This is a genomic window from Mycobacterium sp. P4_H6 (genome assembly GCF_056400845.1).
The window spans coordinates 128,344-139,569 of record NZ_JBFUKN010000002.1 but is presented as its reverse complement, the minus strand read 5'-3'; the positions used below and the strand labels follow the sequence as shown (position 1 = coordinate 139,569).

General features: G+C 66.6%; 10 protein-coding genes. 5 read left to right on the top strand and 5 right to left on the bottom strand.

What is annotated here, in order from left to right:
- The first annotated feature begins 17 nt into the window (after positions 1 to 17).
- The 3 genes from AC1DTF_RS01575 (at position 18) to AC1DTF_RS01565 (ending at position 2,691) form a co-directional block, all read left to right on the top strand.
- Entirely contained in the window at positions 18 to 449 is a 432-nt protein-coding gene (locus AC1DTF_RS01575) for a hypothetical protein (RefSeq protein WP_477472772.1), read from the top strand.
- 130 nt (positions 450 to 579) lie between these two features.
- Positions 580 to 1,632, top strand: a complete 1,053-nt coding sequence (locus AC1DTF_RS01570) for a class I SAM-dependent methyltransferase (protein ID WP_477472771.1) — start codon at positions 580 to 582, stop codon at positions 1,630 to 1,632.
- 42 nt (positions 1,633 to 1,674) lie between these two features.
- On the top strand, positions 1,675 to 2,691 hold the full coding sequence (locus tag AC1DTF_RS01565; protein WP_477472770.1) for an Rv2578c family radical SAM protein: 1,017 nt from the start codon (positions 1,675 to 1,677) through the stop codon (positions 2,689 to 2,691).
- Here the strand turns inward: AC1DTF_RS01565 and AC1DTF_RS01560 are convergent.
- Genes AC1DTF_RS01560 through AC1DTF_RS01540 form a run of 5 tightly spaced genes read right to left on the bottom strand, consistent with a single transcriptional unit; the run spans position 2,688 to position 7,809 of the window.
- Positions 2,688 to 3,446 (bottom strand): phytanoyl-CoA dioxygenase family protein, encoded by a 759-nt coding sequence (locus tag AC1DTF_RS01560; protein ID WP_477472769.1) that lies wholly within the window; start codon positions 3,444 to 3,446, stop codon positions 2,688 to 2,690. The two genes, AC1DTF_RS01565 and AC1DTF_RS01560, sit on opposite strands and share 4 nt — an antisense overlap.
- Positions 3,447 to 3,488: 42 nt before the next feature.
- Positions 3,489 to 4,742: an acyl-CoA dehydrogenase family protein gene (locus AC1DTF_RS01555; protein ID WP_057164985.1), complete on the bottom strand. Its 1,254-nt coding sequence runs from the start codon at positions 4,740 to 4,742 to the stop codon at positions 3,489 to 3,491.
- Positions 4,739 to 5,869 (bottom strand): acyl-CoA dehydrogenase family protein, encoded by a 1,131-nt coding sequence (locus AC1DTF_RS01550; RefSeq protein WP_477472768.1) that lies wholly within the window; start codon positions 5,867 to 5,869, stop codon positions 4,739 to 4,741. The genes AC1DTF_RS01555 and AC1DTF_RS01550 overlap by 4 nt, the downstream gene beginning before the upstream one ends.
- Positions 5,870 to 5,882: 13 nt before the next feature.
- Complete coding sequence (locus AC1DTF_RS01545) at positions 5,883 to 7,112, bottom strand: amidohydrolase family protein (RefSeq protein WP_057165538.1); 1,230 nt, start codon at positions 7,110 to 7,112, stop codon at positions 5,883 to 5,885.
- A gap of 55 nt (positions 7,113 to 7,167) precedes the next feature.
- The gene (locus AC1DTF_RS01540) at positions 7,168 to 7,809 is read right to left on the bottom strand and encodes a TetR/AcrR family transcriptional regulator (protein ID WP_477472767.1); all 642 of its coding nucleotides are present in this window, start codon (positions 7,807 to 7,809) and stop codon (positions 7,168 to 7,170) included.
- An 84-nt stretch (positions 7,810 to 7,893) separates the two neighbouring features.
- Here AC1DTF_RS01540 and AC1DTF_RS01535 point away from each other — a divergent pair, with 84 nt between their 5' ends.
- A complete protein-coding gene (locus tag AC1DTF_RS01535; protein ID WP_477472766.1) occupies positions 7,894 to 8,799 on the top strand; it encodes an acyl-CoA thioesterase in 906 nt (301 codons plus the stop codon).
- Positions 8,800 to 8,881: 82 nt separating this feature from the next.
- A complete protein-coding gene (locus tag AC1DTF_RS01530) occupies positions 8,882 to 11,224 on the top strand; it encodes a sulfatase-like hydrolase/transferase (RefSeq protein WP_477472765.1) in 2,343 nt (780 codons plus the stop codon).
- Positions 11,225 to 11,226 lie beyond the last annotated feature (2 nt).

The following is an 11,226-nucleotide window of genomic DNA, read 5'->3' as shown; positions in this document are numbered from 1 at the left end:
CCGGCGATGTGATGGGCATGCGAAAAACCACGAGCAAGGTAGGAGCAGCCGCCGGCGCGGCAGCGATGGTGGCGGGCGCGGCGCTCGCCTTCGGTACCGCGACGGCCAGTGCCGAGCCGGACGGTCAGGTGGTGCGCTACACGCTGACCTCGGGAGCGCCCTACCAGTTCCAGGTGTTCTACGTGACGGCGCAGCCGCCGAGCAAGGACGCCTACAACGCCGATGCGTATGCATACGCCAAACGCGAGACCATCACCGTCGGTCCCGAGGCGCCGTGGGTGTTCGAGACCACGCTGGCCGATCCGCAGTGGGCCATCCTGCAGGTCAGCAGCACGACGAAGGGGTCGGTCGGCCCTCCGAACGCCCATTGTGAGGTTGCCGCGGGCGACCAGATCATCGCCGCGCAGGACAACCCGTACAGCGTCACCTGCCAGGGCACCCAGTGGTGATCGGCGCCGCCTGACATCGGTTTGCTGCCAGCGGCACCCGCTTGCGCATTTCACCGTGGCCGCCCCCGGCTCGGAGTAAGTTCGCACTGTGCGGGCATCCGCCCGGGTGCCGCGGGCGAAGGAGCCTGTCATGGCCGTCGACGAAGCCAAACTCCAGGCATTTCTGAACAAGGCGGTCGGTGATCTCGGGGCGTCGATGAGCGCCATGCTGGTGCTGATCGGCGATGAGCTCGGCCTGTATGCGGCACTGGCCGAGGGACGGTGGACCTCGGCGGAACTGGCCGAGCGCACCGGCACGGTCGAGCGCTATGTGCGGGAGTGGCTGGCCAATCAGGCCGCCGGCGGTTACGTCGAATACGACAGCGCCACCGGGACCTACTTCCTCAACGAGGAGCAGGCGCTGTGCCTGGCCGATCCGGACGGGCCGGTGGATCTGCCCGGCGGCTACTCGGTGGTCGAGGACCTGTTCCACGTCAAATCGCTCGCGGTGGAGAACTTCCGGACCGGCGCCGGCATGGAGTGGGGCGAGCACCACCCGTGCCTGTTCCGCGGCACGGAGCGGTTCTTCCGGGCCGGTTACCGGGCACATCTGCTGGATTCCTGGCTGCCCGCCCTCGACGGTGTGGTCGACAAACTCGCGGCCGGGGCGAAGGCGGCCGATATCGGCTGTGGGCACGGTGTCACCACAATCCTTATGGCGCAGGCCTTTCCGGACTCACAATTCGTCGGGATCGACTATCACGATGAGTCGATCGCCACCGCGCGTGAGCACGCCGCGCAGGCGGGTGTCGCCAACGCGTCCTTCGAGGTGGCCGATGCGACCGGTTACCGAGGTGGCGACTACGACCTGATCGCCTTCTTCGACTGCCTGCACGATATGGCCGACCCGGGCGGCGCGGCAGCACATGCACGGCGGTCGCTGAAACCCGATGGTCACTGCCTGCTCGTGGAGCCGTTCGCCGGGGAGAGTCTGGCGGACAACCTCAATCCGGTGAGCCGGGTGTTCTACGGGGCGTCCTCACTGATCTGCGTGCCGGTCTCACTGGCTCAGCAGGGGCCGGCGCTCGGGGCGCAGGCCGGCGAGCGCCGCCTGGCCGAGGTGATGGTCGACGACGGCGGCTTCAGCCTGTTCCGGCGCGTCGCCGAGACCCCGTTCAACCTGGTGTTCGAAGCGCGCCCCTGACCGGCGCTTGACAACGCCATCGAACAATTGTTCGATGAGGACATGCGATGGGACGGTCAGAGTGTGCGCGCCGACGACGGCGCTCTGCCGGGTCTGGCCCGGCTCGGTTTCGTCCGCAGCGTGCGCACTCCGGAGTTCGACGGGATCACCTTCCACGAGATCCTGTGCAAATCCGCGCTGAACAAGGTGCCCAATGCGGCGATGCTGCCATTCCGCTACACCGTCAACGGCTACCGCGGCTGCTCGCATGCCTGCCGGTACTGCTTTGCCCGGCCGACACATGAGTATCTGGACTTCGACCCCGGTGGGGACTTCGACACCCAGGTCGTGGTGAAAACCAATGTGGCCGAGGTGCTTTCCCGTGAGCTGCGTCGGCCCTCGTGGACGCGCGAGACGGTGGCCCTCGGTACCAACACCGATCCCTATCAGCGGGCCGAGGGCCGGTACCGGCTGATGCCGGGCATCCTGACCGCGCTCGCCGAATCCGGCACCTCCTACTCGATCCTGACCAAGGGCACCCTGCTGCGCCGCGATCTGCCGCTGATCGCCGAGGCCGAACACGAGGGCGCGGGCGCCAGTGTGTCGATTTCGCTGGCGGTCATCGATGCAGACCTGCAGCGCGACATCGAACCCGGCACACCGTCGCCGCAGGCGCGGCTGGCGTTGATCTCCGCGATCCGCGATGCCGGCCTGAACTGCCACGTGATGGTCGCACCCGTGCTGCCCGGCCTGACCGATTCCACCGAGCATCTCGACGCGCTGCTGGCAGCGATCGCCGAGGCCGGCGCGACCGGCGCCACCGTGTTCGGGTTGCACCTGCGCGGGTCGACGCGCGGGTGGTTCATGCAGTGGCTGCAGCGTGCACATCCCGAACTCGTCTTCCAATACCGGAGTCTGTACCGGCGCGGGGCCTATCTCCCGCCGGAGTACCGCGATGAGCTGCGCGCCCGGGTCGCGCCGCTGCTCACCCGGTACCGATTGACTGGGCGTGGGCCCATGGCGCGCGCCGGTGCCGTTTCCTCCGAAGTCACGGCACCGGCGCACCCCACCCTGTTCTAGAACGCGGCGGTCCGGTCGAGGCCGTCCAGCACCGCGCGGGCCACCGGACTGGGGTGCGCGGCCTCCAGATCGAGTTCACCGGTGGGTTCCAGCGGCGGCTGCGCCATGAACCGCGGGACCGCGCCACGGTGTGCGGTCGCGGTATGCACCACGAACGGGTGGCACAGATAGACGTCGCCGATGCGTCCGGTGGCGGCCACGACCTCGCAGCCCTCGGTCGCCGGCACCACCCGCTCACACACCGACATCCACGGAGCGCCCTCGGACCCGTACTGAGCCAACACCTTCGGTACGGCGCGATGAGACCCGATCCGGATCGCGGTGGGCGCGTCATCGGGTCCGACATCGGAGTACAGGAACAGCATCAGCAGCGCGCGGCCGCGGGACCGCAGGCTCAGCCGCGGCCCCTCGGCGTCGTAGAACGACGCCTCGACATGCCAGCCGGCTTCGCGCGGCGGTTCGGTGCTGGGAAAGCGCAAGGGGAAGGTGCCCATCCCGAGCCGGGGCCGCCAGCCGCCGGCGCCGACCAGGGCGTCGAACGCCGCGGTGAGGACCTCGGTGTTGGCCGAGGCGGTGAACTCCGGGGTCGCCATGGCGGTCACCCGGACCAGTGACTCCGTCCAGTGCGCGGGATCTGCCGGGTCCAGACCGGTGGTCCGCCACAGCCGTTCCTGGCAGCGCAGGCCGAGGTCGCGGTCAAAGGCCCCGTCGAGCTTGACGAAGCCATCGCTGATGAATCGATCGATATCGAGCATGGGACCCATGATGTTGGCGGCATCCCTGCACGGGCAAACGATTTAGGTCTTGTTGCGCTTGACCTGATTGAACGGCACACCACGGTCGGCGGCGGGTTCACGCGGGAAACCGAGCACCCGCTCACTGATGACGTTGCGGGCCATCTCGGAGCTGCCGCCGCCCAGTGAGCCGGTCTGCCGGGACAGATAGCGCACACCGATCTCCTGCAGACCGCTGCCCTCGTCGATGACGCCCGCGGTGCCGGCGATGGCCAGCGCGGTGTCGACCTCGAGTTCGGTGGTCTCGGCATGGAACAACCGGATCAAGGTGCCGGCATTGGGCGGCAATGAGCCGTCCGCGATGCACCGGGACACGTGGTCGATGAGCTGATCTTTGACGATACGGCGCGCCAGCGCGCGACCGGCCAGGTCCTGTACCCGGGCGTCGCTGCCCTGACCGGTGGCCTCCGCCAGCCCGACGTGATCGGGCGGCATCTCGCTGGCGTTCTCCGCGCCTGTGCCACTGGCGAATTCGGATCCGCCTCCGACGGCGCGCCGCTCGTGATGCAGCTGGCGCGACGCCACGGTCCAGCCGTCGTTGACCGCACCGACGACGGCATCATCGCCGAGTTCGAGACCGTCGAAGAACTCTTCGCAGAACTCCTCGTTGCCGTTGACCTCGGTGATCCGGCGCATCGTGATGCCGGGCGCGGAAAGGGGCACCAGGAACATGGTGAGGCCCTCGTGTTTGGGCACCGTCCAGTCGGTGCGGGCCAGCATCAAGCCGTAGTCGGCCGCGAATGCGCTGGTGCTCCAGGTCTTGGCGCCGTTGATGATCCACTTGTCGCCGACCCGGTCGGCCCGGGTGATCACCCCGGCCAGATCGGATCCGCCGCTGGGCTCGGACAGCAGCTGGCACAGGATCTCTTCGCCGCGGATGGCCGCCGAGATGCGCTCGCGCTTCTGGTCCTCGCTGCCGACATCCAGGATGGTCGCCGAGCAGATGGTGAACGACGGGGTGTTCAGGATCAGCGGCATCTCGTAGGAGCGGCATTCGGCGTTGAACGCCTTCTGGTAGGCCAGATCCAGTCCTAGCCCGCCRTATTCGCGGGGAAAGCAGATGCCGGCGAAACCGCCCGCGTGCAACTTCTGCTGCAGTTCCTTGGCGCGATCCCAGGACTGCTGGTCGGCGCGCACCATGAACGGCGGATTCTCCGGGTCGATCGGCGGCATGTTCTCCGCCAGCCACGTCCGGGCCCTGGCGCTGAAATCGGCGACGGACTCATCGGTCTGGGTGGAGATCGCGGTGTCGGTCATGCGGGAACCTTTCGGCTCAGTTCGAAAATGGCTCGGTGGTGGTCCTCCGGTGAGCCGAACATCGCCCGGTTGAGGGCTGCCCGCCGCAGATACAGGTGCAGGTCGTGCTCCCAGGTCACGCCGATACCGCCGTGCAACTGCACGCAGTCCTGCAGCATCACCGGGGCACGTTCGCCGACATAGGCCTTTGCGACGCTGACGAACTTACGTGCCTCCGGGGACCGTGCGCCGACGGCTTCGGCGGCACCGGCGGTGGTGGCCCTGGCGGCCTCGAACCACAGCTTCATATCCGCGAAGCGGTGCTTGAGGGCTTGATAGGAGGCCAGTGGCCTGCCGAAGCTGTGCCTGTCGAGCAGCCACTGATTGGTCATCGCCAGCACCGCATCCAGGATGCCGACGGTCTCGGCGCACTGCAGAACCAGCGCAACTTGGCGCTGGCGTTCGATCACCTCGGCGGTCTGCTCGGCCGTGCCGACCACTGCGGCGGCGTCGATCTGGACACCGTCGAAAGCGATTCGCGCGTAACGCTTCACCATGTCCACCGAGCGCTGCGTCTTCACGCTCACACCTGCGGCGTCGGCGGGCACCAAGAACTGCCGCACCGCGCCGTCCAGGGTCGCGGTGACCAGCAGCACGTCGGCCGCATCGCCGGATTCGACCCGGTCCTTGACGCCGTCGAGCCGGTAGCCACCATCGGTGGCCGTGGCCGTCAGCTCCGCCGTCAACGGAGAGAACGGCTTCCCGGGTTCATAGACCGCCCAGCTCGCCACCGCTTCACCCGACACCAGCGACTCGATCGTCGCCTCATGGCCGTCCGGGGCCTCGACCAGTCCGGCCAGCACCACGCTGACCGGATGCAGCGGACCGGGAGCGACGGTGCGCCCGGCCTGCTCGGCGAGCAGGGTGAGGTCGGCCACGCCGTCACCGGAGACGCTGCCGCCGCCGAGTTCCTCGGGTACCAGCAGGCTCGCCCAGCCCAGTTCGGCTGCACGCTGCCACCATGTGGCGTCGAAAGAACCTCCAGCGCCCTGGATCTCGCGCACCTTGCTCAGCGACGCCTCCTTCTCCAGGAAGGCCTGCGCGGTGGAGGCGAACAGCATCTGTTCCGGATTGGCCGCAGCGGTCATGGTGATCTCTTCCTCAGGCGAACGTCATGGCGGGCACGTCCGGCTTGTGCACGATCTGGTTGGGAACTTTGAACAGGTCGATCAAGTTGGCGCCCATCACCTTTCGCACGCCCTCTTCGTCCAGGCCGTTGGCTTCCAGGTCGCTCACCAGGTTGATCGGATCGGCAAGGCCCTCCGGATGCGGCCAGTCGGAGCCGAAGATGACGCGGTCGATACCGCACAGATCGGCCATGTCCTTGAAGTTGTCCTCCCAGAACGGTGCCACGTACACGCAGCGCCGGAACGCCTGGATCGGATCCTCGGGGAAGGAGTCCGGCATCTTCGAGTAGACGTCCTTGAACTGGTAGTGCAGGTAGGGCACCCAGGAGGCGCCGTTCTCGACCGACAGGATGCGCAGGTCCGGGTTGCGGGTCAGCGCGCCGTGGCACACCAACGCGGCCATGGTGTCCTCGATGGGGCGCTTGCCCATCGCGACCATCCGGAAAGACGTGGGGGAGAACGGCTTGAACTCGGTCGCGGGCTCCCAGTCGTTGAGGTAGTTCGAGTACCCGCTGTCGGAGGCGTGCATCGCCACCGGGATGCCGGCCTTGACGCAGGCGTCCCAGAACGGATCGAACTCCTCGACGCCCATCGAGCGGCTGCCGCGGTAACCCGGCACCGGGGCGGGCCGGACCAGGACGGTCTTGGCGCCGCGCTCCAGACACCACTCGAGTTCCTCCAGGGCGCGGTCGACGTTGCCGAGGTTGATCACCGGGGTGGAGAAGATGCGGTCCTCGTAGTTGAACTGCCACGTCTCGTACATCCACTGGTTGAGCGCGTGCACGATGTCGAGGATCAGATCCGGGTCGTCCTTGAGGCGCTCTTCGACCAGGCTGGCGAGTGTCGGGAACATCAACGTGTAGTCCAGGCCCAGGCTGTCCAACACCTCCACGCGGGCCGCCGGGTTGCGGAACGCGGGGATGGCCTTCATCGGCTTGCCCATCACCTCGCGGTAGCTCTTGCCGCCGCTGCCGTGCCGGAAGTAGTCCTCCTGGGCGCCGGGCCGGGCGACCACCTCGAAGGTCGGATTGGGAATGTAGTCGCTGACCTGGTTACGGACCATGATCTTGGTGCGGCCGCGCACCTCGATGTAGTCGATGACGCCCTTGCGGTGGTCCGGGAGGAACTGCGTCAGCGCTTCCTTGGGCTCGTAGAAGTGATTGTCGGCGTCGAACACCGGATACGACAACGTGCGTGAGGGCATTTCCATCTCCTGAAAGGCTGGTTTCCGTGGAGTGGTAATGACGTTACCACGATCGTCAGATGAGCTGACCGGGGTCGCGCAGCAGACTTCGCACGCAGAACTCGTAGATATGGCTGCCCTCGACGGGAGCGCCGTTGAGTTCGGCGCCGAGCGCCCGTAATCGCAGCGCGCCGAGCACGGTCTGCATGATGAGCGCGGACGCGGTGTCGATCTCGGTGGACGAGGCTTCGCGGAACACCCCCTCGGTGATGCCCGCGGCGATGATGTCCCTGATCAGCAGGTGAAGTGGAGACAGCACGCGGGCGTACTCGCGCGGCAGCGTCTCGGCGAGGTGGTCGTTGTAGAAGGTTAGACCGCGGTTGATGCTGTCCTGTTTGGTCGACGCGGCCGGCGCGCTGATCCGGGTGACCAGGGTGCGCAACGCCGCGATCGCGTCCAGGTCCGCCACGTCGGTGCGCCAGCGGGCCGCCGACTCCGACATGATCCTGTCGACAAGCGCCAGCAGCAGCTCATCCTTGGTGGAGTAGTGCTGGTAGAACGACCGCAACGACGTCTTGGAGCGTTCGACGACGGCCAGCACGGTGAAATCGGTACGGCCGGTCTCCCCGAGGATCTCCAGGGCCGATTTCATGAACCGGGCGGGCCGTGACTCGGCTTCCTCGGCGGTTGCCGGTGTGCGTGCCGTCGACTTGGCCATCTACAGACCCCCTCTGGACCGGAACCATTGTGCAACCCGTGAGAATGACGTTACCGTTTTTGCAGAGCCACCAGGAAGGGACGCATGACGACATCGGACAAGACCACTTCGGATCTGGCGCAGGAGCAGGTGCTGTGGACGCTGGAGGGACTGCTCGAGCTCTTCGAGCCGCAGCCCGACGGCGAGAACCGCTTCATCGCGCAGACCGGCCTCGCCGGTGCCGACGATCGTCAAGTGGTGGAAGGCACCCAGGTGCTGGCCCAGGCCATCGTCGCGGTGGCGAAACGGTTTCCGGACAAGTCGGTGCGGTCGGCATCTGCCGTCTTCGCCCGCGTCGTGCTGGTCGGCCCGCCGGTGGAACTCGAGATCGACGTCATCTCCGAGGGCCGTTCGACGGCGACCGCGGTGGTGACCGCCTCGCAGAACGGCAAGCGGTGCATCACCATCACCGTGCTGACCGATGTGCCCTCCGGTGACGTGATCCGCCACCAGCTGCCCAAGGCGGACGTGGTCGCTCCGGCCGACGCCCAGCCGGGCATCATGGCGATGAACGGTCGTCAGGTGCGACTGGTGGACGTCGTCGACGTCAACAGCCCCGACGAGGTCGGTCCACCCGAGTTGTTCGCCTGGTTGCACTACGATCCGATTCCGGCCCGTGATGATCTGGCCAAGGCACTGATTGCGTATTTCACCGGACACCTGGGGATTTCAACCACCATGCGCGCCCACGAAGGCATCGGCACCGCACAGGCACACCTGACGGTGTCGACCGCACCGATGACCGTCTCGGTCAGCTTCCACGAGCCCGTGCAGTGGCAGGGCTGGCTGCTCTACGGCCATGAGAGCACCCAGGTCGGTGCCGGGATGTCCTATGTGCGCGGCACCGTGCACACCGAAGAGGGCGAGCTGCTCGCCTCGTTCAGCCAGGACGGGTTGATCCGCCCGCTGCGTACCACCGACACCGGCATCAAGGAGCAGTCCCGGCTGTAGGTGCGCGCGACTTTCGGCAGACGCCGGAGCGTCACGGACGTAGGGTGCCCATCAGTTCTGTTCGGCTGATGGGATGGGTGATATGAGTCTGGCGCGCGAACAACTACCCATCCCGGACGCCAAGCACGTCGGGCTGACCACCTATGACGCCAAGGATCCCAACACCAAGTACCCACCCATCCGGGAGCTGCGGCCGCCGGCGGGGGCACCGAATGTGCTCATCGTGCTCATCGACGATGTCGGATTCGGCGCGTCCTCGGCATTCGGCGGCCCGTGCCACACCCCGGTGGCCGAGCGGCTGGCCGCCGGTGGGGTGAAGCTCAACCGCTTCCACACCACCGCCTTGTGCTCGCCGACGCGTCAGGCGCTGCTGACCGGACGTAACCACCACTCGGTGGGGATGGGGGCCATCACCGAGATGGCGACCTCGGCGCCGGGTAACAACAGCATCCGGCCCAAGGACAAGGCGCCGATCGCCGAAACCCTGAAACTCAACGGGTATTCGACGGCGCAGTTCGGCAAGTGTCATGAGGTGCCCGGCTGGGAGGTGACCCCCGTCGGCCCGTTCCATCAGTGGCCTACCGGCTCGGGTTTCGAGTACTTCTACGGTTTCGTCGGCGGCGAGGCCAACCAGTACTACCCGGGACTCTACGAAGGCACCACAGCGGTCGAGCCGCCCCGCTCGCCGGAGGAGGGCTACACGCTCACCGAGGATCTCGCCGACCGCGCGATCACCTGGGTGCGGCAGCAGAAGGCGCTGCTGCCCGACAAACCGTTTTTCATGTACTTCGCACCGGGCGCCACGCATGCCCCGCACCAGGTGTCCAAGGAGTGGTCGGACAAGTACCAGGGCCAGTTCGATGACGGCTGGGATGTGCTGCGGGAGCGAATCATCGCCGAACAAAAGGAGCTAGGGGTGGTACCCGGGGATGCCGTGCTCACCGCCCGGCACGATGAGATCCCGGCCTGGGATGACATGCCCGAGGAACTGAAACCGGTGCTGGCGCGCCAGATGGAGATCTACGCCGGCTTCCTGGAGCAGACCGATCACGAGGTCGGCCGCGTCGTCGACGCCATCGAGGAACTCGGCTTCCTCGACGACACGTTGATCTACTACATCATCGGCGACAACGGGGCCTCGGCCGAAGGCACGATCAACGGTTGCTTCAACGAGATGACGACGCTCAACGGCATGCCCGGCATCGAGACACCCGAGTTCCTGCTGTCCAAGATCGACGATTTCGGCACCCCGGAGGCCTACAACCACTACGCGGTGGGCTGGGCGCACGGGCTGTGCACGCCGTACCAGTGGACCAAGCAGGTGGCCTCGCACTGGGGCGGTACCCGCAACGGCACCATCGTGCACTGGCCCAACGGGATCACCGACACCGGTCAGGTCCGTTCCCAGTTCCACCATGTGATCGATGTGGCGCCGACAATCCTGGAGGCGGCGGGCCTTCCGGCGCCGACGCAGGTGAACGGGATCGCGCAGGCGCCGCTGGAAGGTGTCAGCATGTTGGGCACGCTGCAGTCCGCCGAGGCGCCCGAGACCCACGAGGTCCAGTACTTCGAGATGATGGGTAACCGCGGCATCTACTTCCAGGGCTGGACCGCGGTGACAAAACACCGCACACCGTGGAAGGCCGACACCCCGCCGCCGTTCGACGATGACGTGTGGGAACTCTACGCCCCCGATGACTGGACGCAGTCGCGCGATCTCGCCGCCGAGAATCCGCAGAAACTTGCCGAACTGCAACGTCTCTGGCTCATCGAAGCGGTGAAGTACAACGTGGTACCACTGGATGACCGGGGCTTCGAACGCATCAACCCAGATATTGCCGGCCGCCCGCAGCTGATCCGCGGCAACACCCAATTGTTGTTCCAGGGCATGCGCGTCAGCGAGTGGGCGGTGCTGACCCTGAAGAACAAGTCGTACTCGGTGACGGCCAACATCGTGGTTCCCGAGTCCGGGGCCGACGGTGTCATCATCACCCAGGGCGGCAGCGTGGGCGGCTGGTCGCTGTACGCCCATGAGGGAAAGCTCAAGTACTGCTTCAACTTCTTCGGTATCGAGCATTACATCACGGCCGCCGACGAACCGATCCCGGCCGGAAAACATCAGGTGCGCATGGAGTTCACCTATGACGGCGGCGGCCTGGCCAAGGGTGGCGACGTGGCGCTGTACTACGACGGGAAGCCCGTCGGCACCGGGCGCGTCGAGCAGACCATCCCGATGGGTTATTCCGCCGATGAAGCCTGCGACGTCGGATCGGACACCGGATCGCCGGCCTCACCGGATTACGGGCCGACCGGCAACCGCTTCACCGGTCAGATCGACTGGGTGCAACTCGATATCGGCGAGGACAACCATGACCACCTCATCACCGCCGAACAGCGTTTCAACCTGGCGATGGCGCGCCAGTAGGC